A 21,530-nucleotide genomic window follows, 5' to 3' on the forward strand; every position below is an offset into this window, starting at 1 on the left:
CGGGCTACCGATCCGACAGCGCAAAGCCGGCATAGGCAAACGGCATAACAGCACGGCGAAAACGGCCCAGTTCAAACTTGGCGAGCGGCGCGCGCATAGGGGCTGGATAGGGATGCCTCGGCGTCTTTCCCTGTACGAGTTCCGCCAGCAATGCGCCCGAGTAGCTCGCCATGGCAACGCCGTTGCCGTGGTAGCACAGGCCAGCGAAGATGCCCGATTGGCCCGGCACCTCGCCGACGAAGGGCATGCGATTGCGCGCGATACAGACCATGCCGGACCAGCCATGCGGTGTTTCCACATGTCGCCACACAGGGAACATCGCTTCGAAATCCGCTCGCGCCCGACGCAAAGCGCGGGCTTCGGAACCGGGGGTCGACAGCAGCCCGCCGCGCACGCCAAAAAGCATGCGGTTGTCCGGCATTAGTCGGAAGTAGTGCAGCAGGTGCCGACTATCGTAGCAGGCTTGTCGGCTGGTCCAGCCTTGTGTTGCCAGTTCAGACTTGCTGAGAGGCCGGGTGACAATCACGCTTGACTGCGTCGGCATGTAGCGCGCGGCGAGCCAGTCGGGCAGGTCTTCGGAAGAATAGCCATTGGTCGCGATAATGACCTTTTCTGCCCGAATGCGGCCTGAAGAAGTGGTGACCTCAAAACCGCCTGAATGCCGCTCGATCATTGTCGCAGCGCTTTCATGGTAGATCGTCGCGCCTGCCTCTTCGGCAGCTTTCGCGAGGGCGGTAACATATTTCCGCGGGTTCATGCCAAAGCCAATCGGCACCGTTATGGCTCCATGAAACCCTGCGTTGAGCCCTTCCGACGGAAGGTCGCTCGCTTCAGTCAGCCGCGCTTCGACACCGTAGTTCTCAGCGTAATATGCTAACTTATCGCGCATCTCGTCAAAATCGCGAGGGCGGTGCGCAAGTTGGGTTTCGCCTTGCGAATGCCGGTCTACGTCGATAGCACGGGCCGCGATAAACTCTTCCACCTGCTGGATCGCCGCGACTTCTGCCTGCCGCCAAGCAAGGCGCTCATCACGGCCAAACTTCCGGTCCAGCGCCGCATCCTCCAGCATTCCCCCGCCAAGACAACAAAAGCCACCGTTGCGTCCGGAAGCACCAAAGCCGACCCGCTCTGCTTCGAGCACCGTGGCCTGCACCCCCGCCTGAGCTAAATGCAGGGCGGCATTCAGCCCGGTGAAGCCGCCGCCGATAATGACCACATCGGCGCGTGCGTCGCCTTGCAGCGAAGGTCGCTCGGGGGCGTCGCAAGTCTCGTCCCACCAACAGTTGGCGCGGGGCGCTTCACTATAGGCGAAGTCGGGGTAGATGCGTTTCATGCAGAGGGACGTTCCGCCGCCCGCGCTTCCTCCTGCGCCCGCAGGCTACTGCGCTTGCTGACGAGTGATGCGGTGATCACGCCGACAGTAACGATGGCGATCATGATCGTCGACAGCGCATTGATCTCGGGCGAGACGCCCAGACGCACGGCGCTGAAAATCTTGATCGGCAGTGTCGTTGCGGAGGGTCCGGCGGTGAAGGAAGCGATCACGAGATCGTCGAGGCTGAGTGTGAACGCCAAGAGCCAGCCCGAGATTACCGCAGGCGCGATGATCGGCAGGGTGACCAAGCGAAACGCCTCCCACGGGGATGACCCGAGATCGAGCGCGGCCTCTTCTAAAGAGCGATCAAAGGACACCAATCGCGAGGACACGACGACTGAGACGTAGCACATTGAGAATGTCGTATGCGCCAGCACGATGGTCAGCACGCCCCGATCCAAGCCAATGCCGATGAAGAGCAAGAGCAGCGACAGGCCGGTGATCACTTCGGGCATCACCAACGGGGCATAGATCATGCCGGAAAACAGCGTCCGCCCCATAAACCGCCCGCCGCGTACCAGCACATAGGCCGCCATCGTGCCCAGCACCGTGGCGATAGACGATGAGATCACGGCGACTTTGATCGTCACCCATGCGGCATTCAGGAATGCTTCGTTTTGGAGCAACTCACCATACCAGCGAGTCGAGAACCCCGCCCAGACCGTCACCAGCTTTGAGGCGTTAAAGCTGTAGATCACCAGAATGATCATCGGCAGATAGAGAAAGGCGAACCCAAGCGTCAGCGAGGTCACGTTGAACCATGTCATCCGCTTCATTGTTCGGCCTCCGCCTGTTTCTGCTGGTTTCGCTGGAACAGGATGATCGGAATGATCAGGATCAGCAGCAGGATCACGGCCACGGCGCTCGCCACCGGCCAGTCACGGTTGTTAAAGAACTCTTCCCAAAGAACCTTGCCGATCATCAATGTGCCCGAACCGCCAAGGAGCGAGGGGATCACGAATTCGCCCAAGGCCGGGATGAAGACCAGAAAGCTGCCCGCGACGATCCCATTGCGCGACAAGGGGATCGTAACGAGCCAGAAGGCTTGCATACGTGAGCAGCCCAAGTCTTCGGCCGCCTCGTTCAGGGATTCGTCCAGACGGTCCAGCGCCGCATAGATCGGCAGGATCATGAAGGGCAGATAGGTATAGACGATGCCGATATAGACAGCGGTATTGGTGTTCAAAATCTGCAGCGGTTCAGCCACCACACCTGTCCACATCAGAAGCTGGTTCAGCAGACCCTCGTTGCTCAGAATACCCATCCACGCATAGACGCGGATCAGGAAAGACGTCCAGAACGGCAAGATCACCAGCATCATCAAAGTGGCGCGCCATTCCTCGGGTGCGCGGGCCATGCCGTAAGCGATGGGATAGCCGACGATCAGCGTCAGAATGGTTGAAATCAGCGCGATACGCAGGGAACTGAGGTAGGCTTTCCAATAAAGGTCGTCGGACGCGAGGAAGGTGAAATTCTCGAAATCCAACTCCGCGATCAGCGCCGAAATACCGTCCTTGATCGTGGGCGTATATGGTGGGATCGCCAAGGCCGTGTCTGACAGTGAGATTTTGAACACGATAAGGAAGGGCACCAGAAAGAGGGCCAGCAGCCACAGGTAGGGCACCGCGATGAGGGCGAAGCGACGCATATTCATTCCGCCAACAAGACGCCCGCGGTGGCGCTCCAAGAGATCCAGACCGGATCTTCCCAAGTGATGTCACGCCGGGCGATGCGCCGTGTGTTCGCCGTTTGCGCCTTGATCACCTGCCCACCGGGCAATTCCACGTGATAGGTGCTGAGGTTGCCCAGATAGGCGATGTCGAGCACCTTGCCCTGAAGCGCGTTGGGCGCGTCTTCGGGGCGTTCGGTTGAAATACGGATCTTCTCAGGCCGGATCGCGAGATGGGCCTTTTGATCCGCGCTAAAGGATTTGGCCGAGGCTGCGGTCAAAGGCGCCTGACCTTCGGCCCAATCAAGGTGATATTTGTCTTCGCCGACGGCTTTCGTCCGGGCTTCGATGATATTCACGTCCCCAATGAAGTCTGCCACATAGACGGAGTTGGGCGCCTCATAAATTTCAGCCGGCGTGGCCACCTGAATGACGCGTCCCTCATCCATTACCGCTACGCGGGAAGCGACGGTCATCGCCTCTTCTTGGTCGTGGGTCACGATAACAAAGGTCGTGCCAGTGGATTCCTGAATGTCCATCAACTCAAACTGCGTGTCTTGGCGCAGCTTTTTGTCGAGCGCGCCGAGCGGCTCATCCAGTAAGAGCAGTTTGGGCGCTTTGGCCAGTGAGCGCGCCAGCGCCACCCGCTGCCGCTGACCACCGGAAATCTGATGCGGCTTGCGGCGGGCAAATTTCTCCAGACGCGTGAGCTTGAGCATCTCTGCCACCCGCGCTTCGATCGCATCCTTGCTCATTTTGTCGCGGCGCAGACCAAAGGCGATATTGTCCCAAACGCTAAGATGCGGGAACAGCGCGTAGGACTGAAACATCATATTCACGGCGCGCTTGTTCGGCGGCACCGGCGCGATGTCCTGGCCCGCCAGTTCGATCCGCCCGGAGGTCGGGCTTTCGAACCCGGCCAGCATCCGCATCATCGTCGTTTTGCCGCAGCCAGAAGGCCCTAGCAGCGCAAAGAACTCCTGCGCGTAAATATCCAAAGACAGATCGTCGATGGCAACGAATTCACCGAACTTTTTGGTGACATTTTGAAAGCGGATCAGGGGTTTTTCGTCTGGGTCGTTCCAGGGGGCGAAGACGGTTTGGCTCACGATTGAGACATCCTTTGATCAGAGCGCAGGGTAGAAAAAAGGGGCGCGACCGGTTGGCCTCGCCCCTTGTTCAGATCAGGTGCCGGACTTGATCTTGGTCCAGAGCCGGGTGACCACGCGCTGTACTTTCGGCGGGTATGGTGTGGTGGTGAACAGGTTGTTCAGCGCCGCCTCCGAGGGGTAGATCGCCGGGTCGCCGATCACATCCTCGACCAGATGCTCTTGCGAGGCTTTGTTGCCGTTGGCGTAGTACACATAGTTCGACGCGGCGGCCATGTTCTCTGCATCCATGATGAAGTTCAGGAACTTATGCGCACCCTCGGGGTTAGGCGCATCAACCGGAATGGCCATTTGGTCAAACCACATCTGCGCCCCTTCGGAGGGCGCGTTGTAGGCAATCTCGACACCGTTGCCAGCTTCATCCGCGCGGTCACGGGCCTGCAGGATATCGCCGGACCAGCCCACCGCGACACAGACGTCGCCGTTCGCCAAAGCGTTGATGTACTCCGAAGAGTGGAATTTCTGAATATATGGGCGGACCGGCATGAAGACGTCTTCGGCCTTCGCGATCACGTCAGGGTCGTGGCTGTTGGGGTCTTCGCCGATGTAGTTCAGCGCCGCCGGGATCATCTCGGCCGGCGCGTCAAGGAAGTGCACGCCGCAGTCAGCCAGTTTTTCCATATTGGCGGGATCAAAGACCAGGCTCCAGGAGTCGACCGGGGCATCCTCGCCCAAGGCTTCTTTGACCTTTCCAAGGTTCACGCCGATGCCGGTGGTGCCCCACATGTAGTTGATCGAATGCGCATTGTCGGGGTCATATTGTTCGGTGCGCGACGAAACCACGTCCCACATATTCTCAAGATTGGGCAGCTTGGAGGTATCGAGCGGCTGGAATGCCCCCGCGGTGATCTGGCGCTGCAGGAAGGTGCCCGAAGGGACAACCACATCATAGCCGGACCCGCCGGCGAGCATCTTGGTCTCCAGCACTTCGTTGCTGTCAAAGACGTCGTAAACCAGTTCAATACCGGTTTCTTGTTCAAATTTTTCGAGCAGGGATTCATCAATGTAGTCGGACCAGTTATAGACCCGAACAGTTTCGGCAGAAGCGGCGCCCGCCATCACTGTGGCTAGAGCAACGCTGCTCAGTATCGCGTTTTTCATTCTAAACTCCCGTTGAACAGATCGGGTTGATCCCAACCTTTCGTCAATTTGATCAAGTTTTGCCTCTTCGAGCAAGATGGTTTATGGTTTCATGCAGAAGAAAGTGCCGCAAACCTCGGTGTAACAATAGGGAAAGACCGCTCACATGGGTTCAGAAACCCCCGTTTCTAAGACAATTCCGGACGCCACCGCGGCGGCCAAACGACCGATTCACCAGCACGTCTACGAACGTCTGCGCAATATGATTCTCTTCGGCGATCTCGCTCCCGGACAGGGGGTAACGATCCAAGGTTTGACGACCGCGCTGGACGCCGGAATGACCCCCGTCCGTGAAGCCTTGCGGCGGCTGATTTCCGAAGGTGCGTTGACCCATTTGGGCAACCGGCGCGTGACCGTTCCAGAGCTATCTCATGCTGGGTTGGACGAGCTGGGTTTCATGCGCGAAACGCTTGAGCCAGAGCTGACGCGGCGCGCGGCTGAACGCATGACAGAGCATCATCTAAACGCACTAAAGGATTGCGATAACACGCTAAATCAGGCGATCGACCGCGGCGATATCGGTGGTTACCTGACACAGAACTACCGCTTCCACGCGATGATCTATGCCCTTGCCGATGCGCCGATTATGGCGACGACGGTGGATCAGCTTTGGCTGCGTTTCGGCCCGTCCCTGCGCGTAGTTTGCGGGCGCTATGGCACCAGCAACCTGCCCGATAAACATGCCGAACTCTTGGCGGCTTTTGCCGACGGAAACGCACAGCTTGCGGGCGAGGTCATGGCCGGGGATGTGGCCCAAGGAATGTCGCAAATCCGGGCAGCGCTTGAGGGGCAACCGGTGCCACGCTGATTTGATTGACTTCTTACAATTTGATCATATTCTGCGGCGGAGCTTAAATTTCTTGCAGATAGAAGGTGCATGCCCATGCCGTCGATCACGAACCACCTCCCCACCGCGGAATTGCAGGCGCTTGATTCGGCGCACCACATGCATCCCTTCACTACGAACGACGAGCTCACCCAAAAGGGCGCGCGCGTCATTACCCGCGCAAAGGGCATCTATCTGACCGACAGTGAGGGGAATGAAATCCTCGACGCCATGGCAGGGCTCTGGTGCGTCAACCTAGGCTATGGCCGCGAGGAGATGGGCCAAGTCGCAGCACGGCAGATGAACGAACTGCCCTATTACAACACCTTCTTTCAGACCACCCATGTGCCCGCCATCGCGCTGGCCAAGGAACTGGCCGACCTCGCACCCGGCGATCTGAACTACGTCTTTTTCGCAGGCTCCGGGTCAGAGGCAAATGATACCAACCTGCGCATGGTCCGCACGTACTGGGCGCAAAAGGGCAAGCCTGAAAAGAGCCATGTGATCAGCCGTAAGAATGCCTATCACGGCTCTTCCGTGGGCTCGGCCAGCCTTGGCGGTATGACCCCGATGCATGAGCAAGGCGGCCTGCCGATCCCCGGCATCCACCACATCGGCCAACCGGATTGGTGGGCCGAAGGTGGGGATCAATCGCCCGAAGAGTTCGGCTTGGCCCGCGCGCGTGAGCTAGAAGATAAGATTCTCGAACTCGGTGCGGACAATGTCGCCGCTTTCATTGGTGAGCCGATCCAAGGCGCGGGCGGTGTCGTGATCCCGCCCAGCACCTATTGGCCCGAAATCCAGCGCATTTGTGACAAGCATGACGTGCTGTTGATTGCCGATGAGGTGATCTGCGGCTTTGGCCGGACGGGCAACTGGTTCGGCTCCCAAACGATGGGCATCAAGCCGCATATCATGACCATCGCCAAGGGCCTGAGCTCCGGCTATGCGCCAATCGGCGGGTCCATCGTTTGCGATGAGGTGGCCGAGGTCATCAACGCCTGCGAGTTCAATCACGGCTACACCTACTCCGGCCACCCGGTCTGCGCCGCCGTCGCGCTGGAAAACCTGCGCATCATGCAGGAAGAGAACATCATCGACCATGTGCAAAACGTCGCCGCTCCGGCATTGCAGGAAGCGCTGAACAAGCTGGGTGAGCACCCGCTGGTCGGCGGGGTCAACGTGTCGGGCCTCATGGCCTCACTGCCCCTGACGCCTCATAAAGAAAGCCGCGCTAAGTTCGCGTCGGACGCCGGGACTGCGGGCTATCTCTGCCGCGAACACTGCTTTGCCAATAATCTGGTGATGCGCCATGTAGGCGACCGGATGATCATTTCGCCGCCGTTGATCATCACGCCAGAGGAGATCGCAATCTTTGCCGACCGCGCGACACGGGCGCTCGACGCGACCTATGCCGACCTCAAGGATAAAGACCTTTTGAAAGCTGCGTCCTAAACCTGAGCGCGCCCCCTCCCCGGGGGCGCCCGCGATCATTCGTTGCGCAGCCGCTCCAGCAGGCGGGGCGGCGCATAACCATCGGGAACCAGCCCGCGGTCCTGCTGATAGCGGCGCACGGCGTTCACGGTAAGCGGCCCGATTTTGGCGTCGATTTTCTCGGTATCAAAGCCGGCCTCTGTCAGCAGGGTTTGCAATTCAATCCGCTCATCAAAGCTCAGTGCCCGATCTTCGACCGGCCACTCCTGTAGTATTGGTCCGGCCCCCGCGATCCGGTCAGACAGATGCCCCACTCCGATCACATAGGCGTCGGCGGTGTTGTAGTTCTCAATCACCGTAAAATTGTTATAGATCAGGAACGCCGCCCCATCGGCCCCGGCCGGCAGCAACACCGACGCAGGCCCATGCTCTTCCAAAGGTTTCCCGTCCAAGCCGGTCAGGCCCAAAGCAGCCCATTCTTCAGCGCTCTTGGTAATCGAACGGTCCGCGAGCAGATAGTCGAAGTCCGCTGGCAAGGCCACTTCAATGCCCCATGGCTGCCCCTTGGTCCAACCGAAATGCTTGAGATAGGCAGCGGTCGAAGCCAGCGCATCCGACGGATCATCGCCCCAGATGTCGCGGCGTCCGTCTCCATCCCAATCAACTGCATGGGCCAGAAAAGATGTGGGCATGAACTGGGTATGCCCCATTGCGCCCGCCCAACTGCCGCGCATCTGTTCGGCTTCGATATCCCCCGCCTGTACGATGCGCAGAGCGTTGAGCAACTCTGCCTCGAAAAACTCAGCGCGCCGCGCGTCATAGGCCAGTGTCGCAAGCGAGTTAATGACGCTATCACTTCCCCGGAAACTGCCATAGGCGCTCTCCAACCCCCAGATCGCAGTCACGACCTCTTTCTCAACGCCGAATTTGGCTTCAATATCTTCCAAAGTGCGCTGCCACTGCGCCAACGCCTTTTTCCCGTTTTGCACCCGAAGGTCCGATGTCGCAGTGCCGAGGTAGTCCCAAACCGTCTTGGTAAACTCCGACTGGTTGCGGTCGCGGCGGATCACTTCGCTGTCGTAGCTGACATTGTTCAGGGACCGGTCAAACACCTCTGCGTCGATCCCGGCTTCTAGCGCGCGGGACCGGAAGGCCAAGACCCAAGCCCGCAAGCCAGGCCCATCGTCCTGAGCCTCGCCCACTGGATCCTCGCGGCTCTCGGCAGCGGCGGCGACCAGTATAGGCTGGCTCCGCGGCATAGGCCGCGCCGACTGGCCCGGCCCTGCCGCAATGAGCGGAGCCGCCGCGCTCAATCCTGCCATAAATGCCAGGATGCCCGTGATATTCGCGTAATGCCGGTTCATCTTTGCCTCGCTCATGCTGTTGCGCCAGAGCCTAAGGCGCGGGCGCGCCTTGCGAAAGGGCGTGTCGCGCGATGTGCGAAGCTTCGCCGGTCAGCGGCGGGTGCGGGTTACCTTGCGCTTGATCTTGTCCTTCTTGCGCTTGGCCTTGACCGCCTTGCCCCGCGGGTTGCGCCCTGCCGGACTGCGCCGCGCGCCTCCGCCTTGCTTCACCTTCTGGTCTTCGATCTCCAGCAGTTCCAAGGCAATGCCGCCCGTCACAGGAACCGCTTCGGCCAAGCGCACAGTGACCCGCTGGCCGATGCCGATCATCATACCAGTATCAGACCCCATCAACGTCTGGGCCTCGGCATCGTGGTGGAAATACTCACGCCCGAGCGAACGCATGGGCACCAGCCCATCCGCCCCGGTCTCGTCCAGCTTCACGAAAGCACCAAAACGCGCGATGCCGCTGATGCGCCCGGTGAACTCATTGCCGACACGCTCCGATAGGAAAGCCGCCAGATAACGGTCCGTCGTATCGCGCTCCGCCACCATCGAGCGGCGCTCGGTGTCCGAAATATGCGCGCCCGTCTGCTCCAGCCCTTCGATCTCTTCGGGCGTCAGACCGTCCTTGCCCCAGCCATGCGCGGTGATGAGCGCACGGTGCACGATAAGGTCGGCATAGCGCCGGATCGGTGAGGTGAAATGCGCGTAGGAGCGTAGCGCGAGGCCGAAGTGTCCGATATGTGCGGGGCCGTAATAGGCTTGGGTGAGCGAGCGCAGGGTGCTGAGGTTGATCAGTTCTGCATCATCGGTCCCCGCCGCCTGATCCAGCAAGCGGTTCAGATGCGAGGTCATCAGCACTTGCCCCTTGGCCAGCGTCAGCCCGGCGGCCTGTGCGGTTTCGCGCAGGGACTCCAGCTTCTCCGGCGAAGGCTCTTCATGGATACGGAACAGCAGCGGCGTTTTCTTTTTCAGCAGGGTCTCAGCAGCGGCAACATTGGCCAGCACCATGAACTCTTCGATCAGCTTATGCGCGTCGAGCCGTTCACGGAAGTTCACCGATTTCACCTTGCCGTCGTCGCCCAATTCGATGCGGCGTTCCGGCAGGTCCAACTCCAGCGGCTGGCGCTCGGCGCGGGCCTGCTTCAACGCACCATAGGCGGCATAAAGCGGCTTCAGCACAGGCTCCAACAGCGGCCCGGTGCGGTCATTCGGGTTCCCGTCAATCGCGTCCTGCACCTCTTCGTAATGCAGCGAGGCAGGCGAGCGCATAAGCCCCCGGTGGAACGTATGGCCGATCTTGTTGCCCTTGGAGTCCAGCACCATGCGCACGGCGATACAGGCACGCGGCACGCCTTCGTGCAGCGAGCAAAGATCACCCGAAAGCCGGTCCGGCAGCATCGGCACCACGCGGTCGGGGAAATAGGTCGAGTTGCCGCGCTTGCGCGCCTCGATGTCCAGCGCCGAGCCGGGCGTGACATAGGCGGCAACATCCGCGATGGCGACCCAGACGACATGGCCGCCTTCGTTCTTCGGGTCCTCATCAGCATGCGCATAGCAAGCGTCATCATGGTCCCGCGCATCCGACGGGTCGATGGTGACCAACGGCATATCGCGCAGGTCTTCGCGGCCCTTGAGACCCTGCGGCTTCGCGGCATCGGCTTGGGCCACGACCTCGTCGGGGAATTCATCCGGAATGCCATGCTGGTGAATGGCAATCAGCGACACGGCGCGTGGCGCGGACGGGTCGCCCAAACGCTCGACGATCCGTGCCCGAGGCGAGCCCATGCGCCCCTTCGGTCCGGCCTGCTCTGCCTCGACCAATTCGCCATCCTTGGCGCCGTGAGTTTGATCTGCACCCACCCGCCACTCACGGTCCGCGCCCTTGTCGATGGGCACGATATGACCGCCCTCTGCGGCCTTGCGGAAGATGCCCAGCACCTTTTTCGGGTTGCTGCCAATGCGCCGAATAAGCCGCGCTTCGTAATGGTGGTCTTCGCCCTTCACCAAGGTCAGCCGCGCCAAGATCCGGTCGCCTTCGCCAAGCGCGGGGTCGCTTTCACGCGGGATCAGCAGAACAATCGGCTCCGCCCCCTCGCCATGCCATTCCATCGGTTTGGCAAACAGATCGCCATCGCTGTCCGGCCCCGTGACCAACAGCACCGACACCGGCGGCAGGCGGTCCGGGTCTTGATAGCTGCGCTTGCGCTTTTCCAGATGGCCCTCGGCCTCCAGCTCTTTCAGCACGCGCTTCAGGTCGATCCGCGCCGCACCTTTGATGCCAAAGGCTTTGGCGATGTCGCGTTTCGCGGTCAGCGTGGGGTTCTGTTCGATCCAGTCGAGGATCTCGGATTTGCTGGGTATCTTGCTCATATTTGAGCAGGTAGCACGCAGCCCCCCTGTCGTCATGGCAAATCGTGAATTTCATCCACGTCGCGCAGGGTTGAAACCTGCGCAATCCGGTAGCGGGGTAGGCTCGCGCGGCTGTCGGCCAGCGCATGGGGGCCAGACCAGCGCACCCCGTCAAAGAGCGTCGGCGGCGCGCGGCGGGGGTGTTTCAGCCCCACCAGCCAATAGCCCCCATCGGGCGCGGGGCCAAAGACCGCGTCATGCTGGCCAAGTGCATCAAAGGCCCGCGCCAGTTCCTTGCGGTTGATGCCCGGAATATCCGCCCCGATCACACAGGCAGGCCCCGGCGCCGCGCGCAGCATCCGCCCCATACGATCCCCGAGGTTGCCCCTACCCTGCGGCCAACGCGGCAGATGCGCGGGCCAGACGCGGCTTTGCAGCCCTTCGACATCAGGCGCCACGGCCAGCACCACCTGCCAGCGCGGGTCTTCGATCCGACGCAGCAACGCGCGGGTCTGGTGGCGAAACCACCATGCCGCGCCCACCATACCGAGGTCACGTCCCAGACGGGTTTTCACCCGACCGGGGCGCGGCTCTTTGACCATGACGATCAGCGTTGGTTTCACGTGAAATAATCGCGGAGCACGCGGGCGTAGATGGATTTGAGTTGATGGATATGCTCCACGCGCACATGCTCGTCGACTTGGTGCATGGATTGACCGACAAGGCCGAACTCCACCACCGGGCAATGCGCCTTGACGAACCGCGCGTCCGAGGTGCCGCCCGTGGTGGACAACTCAGGCTTCACCCCAGTCTCCGCCTCAACCGCGCTCGATACCAGATCAGACAGCGCGCCGGGCGGGGTGATGAAGCTTTCGCCCGAAATCTTGATGTCGACGTCCACCTGCACGCCAAAGGCTTCCGCGATCTTATCTGCCTCGCCGCGCAGCCATTCGCTGAGGCTCGCGCCCGAATGGTGGTCATTGAACCGGATATTCACCGCCCCGCGACACTGCGCCGGGATCACATTGGTCGCCTTGTTGCCGGTATCGACCGTCACCACGGCCAGTGTCGAAGGATCAAAGTGATCGCTCCCCTGATCCAACTCATGCGACGCCAGCCCGTCCATCAGCCGCATCATCGCGGGCAGCGGGTTGTTGGCGCGGTGCGGATAAGCGGCGTGGCCCTGCGTGCCCGTTACCTTAAAGTGCGCATTCATCGAGCCACGGCGTCCGATCTTGATCATGTCGCCCATCTGCTCGGGGCAGGTCGGCTCGCCCACGAGACAGACATCCATGCGCTCGCCCGCCTCGGCCATGTAGTCCAACAGCGCGGTGGTCCCGTCGAGCGCATCGCCCTCTTCGTCGCCGGTGATCGCCAATACGATGGAGCCGTCGGGGGGCGTGTCCTTCACAAAATCCACCGCCGCCGCGACAAAGGCCGCCACGCCCGACTTCATATCGGTGGTGCCGCGGCCATACATGACGCCGTCCTTCACCTCGGCACCGAAGGGCGGCATGGACCAATCCGCCTCGTCGCCGATGGGCACCACGTCGGTGTGGCCGTTGAAGCCGAAGGACTTGGTATTGCCCTTGCTGCCCCAGCGGGCAAAGAGGTTGCAGATGCCGCCCCGGTCCACCCGCGTGCAGTCGAACCCGGCCGCAGTCAGCACTTCTTCCAGCACTTCAAGCGCGCCGTCGTTAGCGGGCGTCACAGAGGCGCAGCGCACCAGTTTCGCGGTAAGGTCGGCAGGGTCGAGACCGGACATGACGGCTCCTTTTTACGGTTTTCCCGCTACTTTTGTGGGGAAATGAGCCGGATGCCAAGGGGCCAGACCGCAAATCCCCGCGAGGATCAGCAAGGTCGCGCAAAGCTGCGATGTTGGGTCAGTCGAAAAACGGCGTCATCTGCGCAACGATCACCGAGTTTTCCTCCAAAGCACGCTGCATCAACTCGCGTTCTTCGGCATCGATGTCTTGGCCCTCGGCTTCGCGCTCTTCCAGCGTGCCATAGCCGGTCACGTCCAGCGGGTTGGTATCCGCCTGCTTGAGGATCGCCACCGTTTCGCGCACCGCTTCGGCCTCATCAATGCCGGAGGCGAAACACATCAGCGCCGCGCCAGTCGCCTTGTCGGGCAAACCGTCGCCATCCTTGCGGCCAATCTGGACCAACAAGGTAAAGACCTGTTGCCGCGAGGGTTTCTTGGTTTTCTTGGGTTCAGACATAAAAAAGGCCGCCGATTGCTTTCGGCAGCCCTACCCGTTTCACCGGGGCTTGAAAAGAGGCAGCGGGATTGCCCGCCGCCCTATCCGTTCAGGTCTTGCGGCGCACGAGGCGCGTGACCCAGATCAGCAAGCAGGCGCCAATCACACCGACAATCAACTGACCGAACCAACCGCCCAGCGTGCTGCCCACGATCATCATCAGCAACCAGTTGGCAACCAACGCGCCCAGAATACCGAGAATGATGTTCATGATCAGACCCATGTCAGATTTCATGATCTTCTCGGCGATCCAGCCTGCCAAAGCGCCCACGATAATTGCCGCAAACCAACCAATACCCGTCATGTCGTTAATCTCCTTTGAATTCAGAGTATAACGCCATGACGGGCCGTTTGGTTCCGATCAGTCGCGCAGCAGCTCGTTGATCGAGGTCTTGGAGCGGGTCTTGGCGTCCACGCGCTTAACGATCACGGCGCAGTAGAGGTTCACATTGTTCTTCGACGGCATGGTGCCCGCCACAACGACCGACCCTGCTGGCACTTCGCCATACATGATTTCGCCGGTTTCGCGGTCCACGATCTTGGTCGACTGGCCGATGAAAACGCCCATGCCCAGGACCGAACCTTCGCGCACGATGCATCCTTCGACAACCTCGGAACGTGCGCCGATGAAGCAGCCGTCTTCGATGATGGTCGGCCCGGCCTGCATGGGCTCCAAGACGCCGCCGATGCCGACGCCGCCCGAGAGGTGCACGTTCTTGCCGATCTGGGCGCAGGAACCGACGGTGGCCCAAGTATCGACCATGGTGCCGCTGTCCACATAAGCGCCGATGTTCACGAAAGACGGCATTAGCACCACGCCCGGCGCGATATAGGCCGAGCGCCGCACGACGCAGTTGGGCACGGCGCGGAAGCCCGCCTCTTTCCACTCAGCGTCGCCCCAGCCTTTGAACTTGCTGTCGACCTTGTCCCACCAGCCAGCGCCCTGCGGGCCGCCTTCTTGGTGCTCCATGTCCTTGATGCGAAAACCCAGCAGCACGGCCTTCTTGGCCCATTGGTTAACCTTCCAATTGCCGTCACCCTGCTTTTCCGCCACGCGCAGCTTGCCGCTGTCGAGCGCGTTCAGCGTCTCTTCGATCGCGTCGCGGACCTCGCCAGTGGTAGCGGAAGTGATCTGATCGCGGGTGTCCCAGGCGGATTCGATGGCGGTTTCAAGTTGGGCGTTGGACATGGGGCTGGTCTCCGAATGATGAAAAGGCTTTTGCAGGCTATAGCCGCGTGCCGCCCGTGGTGCAATTGCCGGCCAAGCAAGGCGTGGTCAAACCGCATAAGACCGTGCATGTTGACCTAAAGAACAAACGCGCCACCTGAGCCAAGCCACACCAGAGAAAGACCCGAGGATGACCGAGCACCACCGCCACCCCCTGCGCCGCGCTACCGTTGACCGCGCCAAGGTCGAAGACGCGCCAGACACACCACAAACACGCGCCCCCGCTTACCGTCTGGCCTTTACCGACGACGATTTCATGTGCCGCGAAGAATTGCGCCCGGTGCGGTTGCAGCTTGAACTGCTTAAGCCCGAAATGCTGCTCGATGCGCATGGCATCCAGTCGACCATCGTGCTCTTCGGCGGGGCGCGAATTCCTGAACCCGCTTTGAAGCACACGGCCCGAACCAAAACGCTCGCTGATCTGTCGCGCTTTTACGACGAGACCCGCGAGTTCTCGCGCCTGATGACCGAAAAGTCGATGGAAGGCGGGGGCGTGGAAAACGTCATCGTCACCGGCGGCGGCCCGGGTGTGATGGAGGCGGGCAACCGTGGTGCGCTGGACGCGGGCGGCCAGTCCATCGGGCTTAACATCGTGCTGCCCTTCGAGCAGGCGCCGAACGAATACGTCACGCCGGACCTGTGCTTTAACTTCCACTATTTCGCGATCCGCAAGATGCACTTCCTGATGCGCGCCCGCGCGATCTGCGTCTTCCCCGGCGGCTTTGGCACGATGGATGAGCTGTTTGAAGCGCTGACGCTGATCCAAACCGGCCGCATGAACCGCGTGCCCTTCTTGCTGTTTGGCCGTGAGTTCTGGGAAAAGATCATCAATTGGGACGCGCTGGCCGATGCAGGCACGATCTCGGCCGAAGACCTCGACCTGTTCCGCTTTGTCGAAAGCGCCGCAGAGGCGATGGAGGTGATCGACAATTGGGAAACTGCCCCCGCCCGCGAACATGTGCCGGGGCGGGAGGAAGTCGAAGATCAGGGCTGACTGCCGGTCTCCGACAGGATCGCGCCGAGCTGATGCAGCAGCAGGTCGATCCCCTCAGCATCGACACAGAGAGGTGGCCGGACTTTCAGAATATTGTTGTCCGGCCCCTCGCAGCCAATCAATATCCGCGACGCTCGCATGCGGTTCAGGATATAGGCGGTCTGCTGCGTGGCCGGGCTGCGGCTCTCGCGGTCAGTGACCATCTCGACCCCCACAAAAAGCCCCATGCCGCGCACGTCGCCGATCAACGGGTATTGTTCCGCCAGTCCTTGCAGCCCCGACATCAAGCGCGTGCCCATCATGGCGGCGTTTTCCATCAGCCCTTCGTCATCGACGATATCGAGCACTGTTTTGCCGACCCGGCAAGACAGGGTCGAGCCGCCAAAGGTGGAAAAGAACTCCGGCCCCTTAGCAAAAGCTTTCGCGATTTCCGGCGTCGTCACCACCACACCGAGCGGATGACCGTTGCCGATGGGTTTGCCCAACACGACAATATCCGGCAGCACACCCTGCGCCTCAAAGGCAAAGTAATGCTCCCCAAGCCGCCCCAGCCCGGTCTGCACCTCATCCGCGATACAGACGCCGCCCGCCGCTCGGATGCGCTGGTAGACATCTTTCAAATAGCCTTCAGGCGGCAAGATTTGCCCACCGACTGAAGGGAAAGTCTCGGCGATGAACCCTGCCAACCTGTGCCCCTTCGTCGCCATCCGCGCCAGCGCGTCATCAACCTGCGCCGCATAGGCCGCGCCGGGGTTCTCTGACCCGCGCCGAAATGCCCCGCGATAGTCATCGGGGATATCGACCAGTTCGACCCAATCGGACTGACCCGCCCCGCCCTTAGCGTTGAACTTATAGGCCGAGAGGTCCATCGCCCCGGTGGTGTTGCCATGGTAGCCGTGATCCAGCGTCACCATCCCGCGCCCACCGCTGGCTGCGCGCGCCAAACGCAATGCCAGTTCATTGGCCTCGCTGCCCGAATTAACGAACCAGCAGACTGACAACTCTGGCGGCAGTTTCGACAGGAGCTTTTCGGCAAAGGCCGCCTGCGCCGGATGCAGATAGCGCGTGTTGGAGTTCATCCGCGCTAGCTGATCCGCCACCACCGCCTGAATGCGCGGATGCGCGTGGCCGACATGGGGTACGTTGTTATAGGCATCGAGATAGGGCCGCCCCCATTCGTCAAACATATGATGCCGCCAGCCGCGCAGTAGCATCACCGGGTCGTCATAGGTGAGCTTGAGATTGCCGCCGAAATGGTCCCGCCGGATGCGGGCAACTTCATCTTTATCTGTGGGCTGCCAGCGCACATGGGCGTCAGGCAGGTTCAACAGCGCCGCCGGATTGGGGCAGATCGCCTCCCATAGATACAGCTCATCCGGGTCGGCCACACCGGGCCAATCGGTGCCCATGCCCGACAGCGTATAGGCCAGCTGAAAATGCAAATGCGGCGCCCAACCGCCGTTGCAATCCGCCGCGCCGAACTGGGCGAAAACTGCGCCTGCGGCAATCTCCTGCCCCTCTTTCAGGGCCGCGATACTGTCGGGATCAAGGTGGCCATAAAGCGTGTGGAAGACATCCCCCGTCGGCGTCTCATGCTTCAAAATCACCATACCGCCATAGTCGAGCGATCCGGTGCGGTTCTCAGTAAAGGCCACTTGGCCCGCCAAGGGGGCGCTGACCGGAGTGCCTGCGGGGGCAAAGACATCGACCCCCATATGCACCGTGCGCCGGTTTGAGGATTTCCACGGCCCTTTGCGAAAAGCGGGCGCGGTGTAGACCAAACGCGGCTCGCGGTAATAGCCCAGCCAGATGTCATCGGGTCCGAACCGGTCCGAACCAAGTGCGGCCGCCTCGGCATGGGTCATGTCAAAAGGGTTCCGCTGAGTGGCCACGGCTTCGACCGACAGTGATCCCATGGGGGCCGCATCCAGCGGCACGCCGATCACCGGGGCGAAACTGCCGCGCGCGCTGTCGATCCATGCAGCAATCCGAGCACTGGCGTCATCCAGCGGCAAGCCGCAAGCGGCCCGCAACCGGCAGCGCAGAAGTTCCGCATCCAGCGCCGCCCCTTCGAGGAAACGCCACGCCGGGGCCTGCGAGATCGTTACATAAGGATCGTCCGGGTTGTCCTGCGCCATCAGCGTCGAGTTCACCACGCTCATCGCCAGCCGCATCCGCAACAGCGGATACAGCGCGTCGATCTCTGCCCGCCTGAGCGGATTAACCTTGTGATAGCCTGCCACCAAGGCCGCCAGCGCCGCTTCCGGGTCAGCATGGTCAAGCACCACATAGGCCGCGCAGATTGCAAGGTCACAAATGCGGGGGGCGGCGCACATGTCGCCTAGATCGATCAACCCGCTTACCTCGCCTGCAGCGCCATTGCCGGTGACGAGAATATTGTAGTCGTTAAGGTCATTGTGCACCGCTTGCGGAGGCATCGCGGCAACCCGGGTCTGAGTAGCCTCAAATTCAGCGCAGATCTCCTCAAGCAAGGCACGGCGCTTTAGGTCGGCGATCGCACCCAGTTCCGAAGTGATCCAGTCAGCCTGCATCAAGTCCCATTTGAACGCCCGCGCCAGCCCCGGATGATCAAACCCCTCCAGCGCTGCGGCGAGGCCGCCTGCGGCGCGACCAAGCTCTTCGATCAAAACAGGCTGATGCGGATGGAGCTCTGCATAGCAGATGCCGGGCAGTGCCTCTTGCAGCCAAACCAACCGTACCTCACCCGCCTCATCTGCTGCTTCGACGAGCAGGTCGCCTGTTTGCGTGGGTTTCACACGCGGCATCGGCAGATTAGGAGCGACGTTTGCTACATGCGCCAGGGCCGCCACCTGCATGTCGATCAATCCGCGGTCACAAACTCTGCGCATGACCTTAAGCACATAGCCCGCACCATCCCGCCCGGTGGCACGGAAATTGAGGTCATACTCCCCATCGAGCCTGCGCAGATCAGCCTCAATCCCCCAATGCTCAGCCAGCACCGTTGACCAATGTTGCAGCATGTTCCCTCCCCGCATTCTTCGCTGCCATAGACCGGCAAGCGGGGCGAAATGACAAGCCTTTTCCTTGGCTTGTCGCTTAGAAGGTAAGGCGCTGCGCCAAGGCAGCCTCGGCCCCGCTCACGATGCCGCGCAGGATTTCGGCAGCGGGTTTTACGTCACGGATGAGGCCGGTGACCTCGCCAACAAAGGCATTGGCGATCCGCGCGTCGCCTTGAGCTACGGCGTCCTGCCAGCGGGGCAACTCCTCGACCAGCGCGCTGCGCAGCCCTTCGGGGTCATCATGCCAGCGGTCCGTAAATTCATTGCGCAAAACGCGCCCTGTATAGCGCTCGGGCCAATCATAGCCGCGCATGATGTCCGTGACTGTGCTGCGCAGCGTGTCGTCTCCACTGGCCTCTACTGCGGCTTGCAGCATTGCTGGATGGACCAGTGCCTCTTCTGACGCCCAAAAGCGCGAGCCCACGACCACCCCATCGGCCCCCAACATCAGCGCCGCTGCAAGCCCGCGACCGTCGCCTACGCCACCCGCTGCGCAGAGCAGCGTGTCGGGTGCGTGGCGCGCGATGTAATCGGCGATCTCTGGCACAAGGGTAAAGGTCGCGCGGCGCTCCCCATGCCCGCCCGCTTCGGCGCCTTGCGCGACGATGATCTCGGCCCCAAGGCCAATCGCATGAGCCGCATCGCGCAGGGTCTGGACCTGACAGATCAGCGGCACGTTGGCTGCGCGGATTGCTGGCACAAAATCCGCCGGGTCTCCGAACGAAAGGAACACCGCCGCCGGATCCCTCGCAAGCACTTGTTCCAAGGCCTGCGGATGCTCTTGCAACGCCCAAGTGATAAAGCCGCAGCCGACGGATTGGTTACCCGCCAGTTCCTGCTGCTCCGCGATCCAGGCGCCATCGTCATAGGCGCCACCGATCATGCCCAACCCTCCGGCCCCCGAAACTGCCGCAGCCAGCCTGCCTCCAGCGGCAAAGGCCATCGGCGCTTGAATGATGGGGTGCTCAATCCCGAGCCGTTCGGTGAGGCGCGTTTTCAGCATACCATCAGCGTGCCGCCAGAATGGCGTCGGCAGCCTTCTCGGCGATCATCACCGTGGGTGAGGCCGTGTTGCCCGAAACGATCTTGGGCATAATTGACGCATCCACAACCCGCAGCCCGCTTAGCCCATGGACGCGCAACTCGCTATCCACCACCGCCATCGGATCGCTGCCCATTTTACAGGTGCCAACGGGATGGAAGATCGTCGTCGCAATGTCGCGCGCTTTGGCCAGCAGGTCTTCGTCGCTCTGGACCTCGGGGCCGGGCAAGATTTCTTCGGGCGCATAGGGGTGCAGCGCCGTGGCCGTCATAATGTGCCGCGCCTGTTTGAGGGACTTGATGGCCACGCGCTTGTCGCTCTCAGCGGAAAGGTAATTGAGCCGGATGTCGGGCTGCACGGCGCTGTCACGGCTGGTCAGGTGACTGCTGCCGATGCTCTCTGGCCGCAGGTTGCAGACCGAGACGGTGATCGCCGGGAAGCGGTGCAGCGGGTCGCCGAGCTTGTCGGTCGACAGGGGCTGCACGTGATATTCCAGATCGGGCGTCGCCAGCGCGGGGTCGGATTTGGTGAACATGCCGAACTGGCTGGGCGCCATCGCCAGCGGCCCACTGCGGCGCATCAGATACTCCAACCCCATACGTCCCTTACCCCACAGCGAATGGGTCATTGTATTCAGCGTCTTGGTGTTCTGAACCTTATAGACGGTGCGAATTTGCAGGTGGTCTTGCAGGTTCTCCCCCACGCCGGACAGTTCATGCAGCGGAGTGATCCCCATACCGCTCAGCAGGTCCCGGCGGCCAATCCCCGAAAGCTCCAGTATCTTCGGCGAGTTGATCGCCCCCGCTGACAAGAGAACCTCGCCCCCCGTTTCAGCCCGCAAGGCACGCCCCTTATGGGTAAACCGCACGCCGGTTACCCGCTTTCCGTCGAGGATCAGCCCATCGGTGTGGGCGTGGGTCAGCACCCGGAGGTTACCGCGCTTCATCGCAGGACGAAGGAAGCCGCGCGCCGTGCTCCACCGCACGCCGCCCTTCTGGTTCACCTCAAAGAACCCCGACCCTTCGTTGTCGCCATCGTTAAAGTCGCCGCGCGGTTCAATCCCGAACTCGCGCGCGCCTTCTTGCACTGCCTCAAGAATGTCCCACCGCAGCCGCTGCTTGCCAACTTTCCATTCGCCACCCGCCCGGTGCATGTCGCTTTCACCTGCGTGGTGATCCTCGGATTTCAGGAAGTAAGGCAGCACATCCTCCCAACTCCAACCCGCGTTGCCGAGCTGGCGCCAATGGTCATAGTCCGCCGCCTGGCCGCGCATATAGATCATACCGTTGATGGAACTGCAGCCACCGAGCACCTTGCCGCGTGGATAGGTCAGCGACCGCCCGTTCAATCCCGGATCGGGCGCGGTCTTCATCATCCAATCGGTGCGCGGATTGCCGATGCAATAGAGGTAGCCCACCGGCACCTTGACCCAGTGGTAGTTGTCGCTGCCCCCGGCCTCGATGAGCAACACCCGGTTGGCAGGATCGGCGCTGAGCCGGTTGGCCAAAACGCAGCCCGCCGTGCCCGCCCCGACGATGATATAATCATAGGTGCCTTCTAATTGCGTCTCTTCACCCATTGCAGCACCCTTCCATTATTTCAATCGGTTGCCCGAGTTTGCGATATTGGTAGAGTGCTCGGCGATGGGCGGCA

At 61.3% G+C, this 21,530-nt stretch carries 18 protein-coding genes; 3 read left to right on the plus strand and 15 right to left on the minus strand.

Annotated elements, in window-relative coordinates:
- Positions 1-4 precede the first annotated feature (4 nt).
- The 5 genes from BLS57_RS01700 to BLS57_RS01720 all read right to left on the minus strand — a co-directional run bounded on the left by BLS57_RS01700 (position 5) and on the right by BLS57_RS01720 (position 5,314).
- Positions 5-1,333 (minus strand): NAD(P)/FAD-dependent oxidoreductase, encoded by a 1,329-nt coding sequence (locus BLS57_RS01700; RefSeq protein WP_093738526.1) that lies wholly within the window; start codon positions 1,331-1,333, stop codon positions 5-7.
- Positions 1,330-2,151, minus strand: coding sequence for an ABC transporter permease (locus BLS57_RS01705; protein WP_093738528.1), 822 nt, complete (start codon positions 2,149-2,151; stop codon positions 1,330-1,332). The genes BLS57_RS01700 and BLS57_RS01705 overlap by 4 nt, the downstream gene beginning before the upstream one ends.
- Positions 2,148-3,023, minus strand: a complete 876-nt coding sequence (locus BLS57_RS01710; protein ID WP_093738530.1) for an ABC transporter permease subunit — start codon at positions 3,021-3,023, stop codon at positions 2,148-2,150. Before BLS57_RS01710 ends, BLS57_RS01705 begins: the two co-directional genes overlap by 4 nt.
- Positions 3,024-3,025: 2 nt before the next feature.
- Positions 3,026-4,153, minus strand: coding sequence for an ABC transporter ATP-binding protein (locus BLS57_RS01715; RefSeq protein WP_093738532.1), 1,128 nt, complete (start codon positions 4,151-4,153; stop codon positions 3,026-3,028).
- Between the two features lie 75 nt (positions 4,154-4,228).
- Complete coding sequence (locus BLS57_RS01720) at positions 4,229-5,314, minus strand: polyamine ABC transporter substrate-binding protein (RefSeq protein ID WP_093738534.1); 1,086 nt, start codon at positions 5,312-5,314, stop codon at positions 4,229-4,231.
- A 145-nt stretch (positions 5,315-5,459) separates the two neighbouring features.
- On the opposite strand from BLS57_RS01720, the gene BLS57_RS01725 reads away from it, so the two are divergent.
- The gene (locus BLS57_RS01725) at positions 5,460-6,161 is read left to right on the plus strand and encodes a GntR family transcriptional regulator (protein ID WP_093738536.1); all 702 of its coding nucleotides are present in this window, start codon (positions 5,460-5,462) and stop codon (positions 6,159-6,161) included.
- Positions 6,162-6,236: 75 nt separating this feature from the next.
- Positions 6,237-7,634 (plus strand): aspartate aminotransferase family protein, encoded by a 1,398-nt coding sequence (locus BLS57_RS01730; protein WP_093738538.1) that lies wholly within the window; start codon positions 6,237-6,239, stop codon positions 7,632-7,634.
- A gap of 35 nt (positions 7,635-7,669) precedes the next feature.
- On the opposite strand, the gene BLS57_RS01735 is transcribed toward BLS57_RS01730, so the two are convergent.
- The 7 genes from BLS57_RS01735 to dapD all read right to left on the minus strand — a co-directional run bounded on the left by BLS57_RS01735 (position 7,670) and on the right by dapD (position 14,761).
- Complete coding sequence (locus BLS57_RS01735) at positions 7,670-8,992, minus strand: lytic murein transglycosylase (RefSeq protein ID WP_244153570.1); 1,323 nt, start codon at positions 8,990-8,992, stop codon at positions 7,670-7,672.
- 75 nt (positions 8,993-9,067) lie between these two features.
- The gene (gene rnr / locus BLS57_RS01740; protein ID WP_093738540.1) at positions 9,068-11,332 is read right to left on the minus strand and encodes a ribonuclease R; all 2,265 of its coding nucleotides are present in this window, start codon (positions 11,330-11,332) and stop codon (positions 9,068-9,070) included.
- A gap of 32 nt (positions 11,333-11,364) precedes the next feature.
- Complete coding sequence (locus BLS57_RS01745) at positions 11,365-11,934, minus strand: TIGR04282 family arsenosugar biosynthesis glycosyltransferase (protein ID WP_093738542.1); 570 nt, start codon at positions 11,932-11,934, stop codon at positions 11,365-11,367.
- The gene (gene dapE, locus BLS57_RS01750; protein WP_093738544.1) at positions 11,931-13,076 is read right to left on the minus strand and encodes a succinyl-diaminopimelate desuccinylase; all 1,146 of its coding nucleotides are present in this window, start codon (positions 13,074-13,076) and stop codon (positions 11,931-11,933) included. The genes BLS57_RS01745 and dapE overlap by 4 nt, the downstream gene beginning before the upstream one ends.
- 118 nt (positions 13,077-13,194) lie before the next feature.
- Complete coding sequence (locus BLS57_RS01755) at positions 13,195-13,533, minus strand: hypothetical protein (protein WP_093738546.1); 339 nt, start codon at positions 13,531-13,533, stop codon at positions 13,195-13,197.
- An 88-nt stretch (positions 13,534-13,621) separates the two neighbouring features.
- The gene (locus BLS57_RS01760) at positions 13,622-13,876 is read right to left on the minus strand and encodes a GlsB/YeaQ/YmgE family stress response membrane protein (RefSeq protein WP_093738548.1); all 255 of its coding nucleotides are present in this window, start codon (positions 13,874-13,876) and stop codon (positions 13,622-13,624) included.
- Between the two features lie 57 nt (positions 13,877-13,933).
- Positions 13,934-14,761 (minus strand): 2,3,4,5-tetrahydropyridine-2,6-dicarboxylate N-succinyltransferase, encoded by an 828-nt coding sequence (gene dapD, locus BLS57_RS01765; protein WP_093738550.1) that lies wholly within the window; start codon positions 14,759-14,761, stop codon positions 13,934-13,936.
- A gap of 169 nt (positions 14,762-14,930) precedes the next feature.
- Here dapD and BLS57_RS01770 point away from each other — a divergent pair, with 169 nt between their 5' ends.
- Positions 14,931-15,794 carry an LOG family protein gene (locus BLS57_RS01770; protein ID WP_093738552.1) on the plus strand — a complete coding sequence of 288 codons (864 nt, stop codon included), beginning with the start codon at positions 14,931-14,933 and terminating at the stop codon, positions 15,792-15,794.
- On the opposite strand, the gene BLS57_RS01775 is transcribed toward BLS57_RS01770, so the two are convergent.
- The 3 genes from BLS57_RS01775 to BLS57_RS01785 form a co-directional block, all read right to left on the minus strand.
- Positions 15,785-18,796, minus strand: a complete 3,012-nt coding sequence (locus tag BLS57_RS01775) for an aminotransferase class III-fold pyridoxal phosphate-dependent enzyme (protein WP_244153571.1) — start codon at positions 18,794-18,796, stop codon at positions 15,785-15,787. The genes BLS57_RS01770 and BLS57_RS01775 overlap by 10 nt on opposite strands.
- 76 nt (positions 18,797-18,872) lie before the next feature.
- Complete coding sequence (locus BLS57_RS01780) at positions 18,873-19,838, minus strand: NAD(P)H-dependent flavin oxidoreductase (RefSeq protein WP_093738556.1); 966 nt, start codon at positions 19,836-19,838, stop codon at positions 18,873-18,875.
- Positions 19,839-19,842: 4 nt separating this feature from the next.
- Positions 19,843-21,456, minus strand: coding sequence for a GMC family oxidoreductase (locus BLS57_RS01785; protein ID WP_093738558.1), 1,614 nt, complete (start codon positions 21,454-21,456; stop codon positions 19,843-19,845).
- Positions 21,457-21,530: the final 74 nt, after the last annotated feature.

Origin of the sequence: Sulfitobacter delicatus, assembly GCF_900102535.1 — a bacterium.
GTDB lineage: Bacteria > Pseudomonadota > Alphaproteobacteria > Rhodobacterales > Rhodobacteraceae > Sulfitobacter > Sulfitobacter delicatus.

What these genes read in the sequence shown, in the direction of transcription:
- BLS57_RS01700 (WP_093738526.1), bottom strand. Translation starts at nt 1,333, where the DNA reads ATGAAACGCATCTACCCCGACTTCGCCTATAGTGAAGCGCCCCGCGCC.
- BLS57_RS01705 (WP_093738528.1), bottom strand. Translation starts at nt 2,151, where the DNA reads ATGAAGCGGATGACATGGTTCAACGTGACCTCGCTGACGCTTGGGTTC.
- BLS57_RS01710 (WP_093738530.1), bottom strand. Translation starts at nt 3,023, where the DNA reads ATGCGTCGCTTCGCCCTCATCGCGGTGCCCTACCTGTGGCTGCTGGCC.
- BLS57_RS01720 (WP_093738534.1), bottom strand. Translation starts at nt 5,314, where the DNA reads ATGAAAAACGCGATACTGAGCAGCGTTGCTCTAGCCACAGTGATGGCG.
- BLS57_RS01725 (WP_093738536.1), top strand. Translation starts at nt 5,460, where the DNA reads ATGGGTTCAGAAACCCCCGTTTCTAAGACAATTCCGGACGCCACCGCG.
- BLS57_RS01730 (WP_093738538.1), top strand. Translation starts at nt 6,237, where the DNA reads ATGCCGTCGATCACGAACCACCTCCCCACCGCGGAATTGCAGGCGCTT.
- BLS57_RS01735 (WP_244153570.1), bottom strand. Translation starts at nt 8,992, where the DNA reads ATGAGCGAGGCAAAGATGAACCGGCATTACGCGAATATCACGGGCATC.
- rnr (WP_093738540.1), bottom strand. Translation starts at nt 11,332, where the DNA reads ATGAGCAAGATACCCAGCAAATCCGAGATCCTCGACTGGATCGAACAG.
- dapE (WP_093738544.1), bottom strand. Translation starts at nt 13,076, where the DNA reads ATGTCCGGTCTCGACCCTGCCGACCTTACCGCGAAACTGGTGCGCTGC.
- BLS57_RS01755 (WP_093738546.1), bottom strand. Translation starts at nt 13,533, where the DNA reads ATGTCTGAACCCAAGAAAACCAAGAAACCCTCGCGGCAACAGGTCTTT.
- BLS57_RS01760 (WP_093738548.1), bottom strand. Translation starts at nt 13,876, where the DNA reads ATGACGGGTATTGGTTGGTTTGCGGCAATTATCGTGGGCGCTTTGGCA.
- dapD (WP_093738550.1), bottom strand. Translation starts at nt 14,761, where the DNA reads ATGTCCAACGCCCAACTTGAAACCGCCATCGAATCCGCCTGGGACACC.
- BLS57_RS01770 (WP_093738552.1), top strand. Translation starts at nt 14,931, where the DNA reads ATGACCGAGCACCACCGCCACCCCCTGCGCCGCGCTACCGTTGACCGC.
- BLS57_RS01775 (WP_244153571.1), bottom strand. Translation starts at nt 18,796, where the DNA reads ATGCTGCAACATTGGTCAACGGTGCTGGCTGAGCATTGGGGGATTGAG.
- BLS57_RS01780 (WP_093738556.1), bottom strand. Translation starts at nt 19,838, where the DNA reads ATGCTGAAAACGCGCCTCACCGAACGGCTCGGGATTGAGCACCCCATC.
- BLS57_RS01785 (WP_093738558.1), bottom strand. Translation starts at nt 21,456, where the DNA reads ATGGGTGAAGAGACGCAATTAGAAGGCACCTATGATTATATCATCGTC.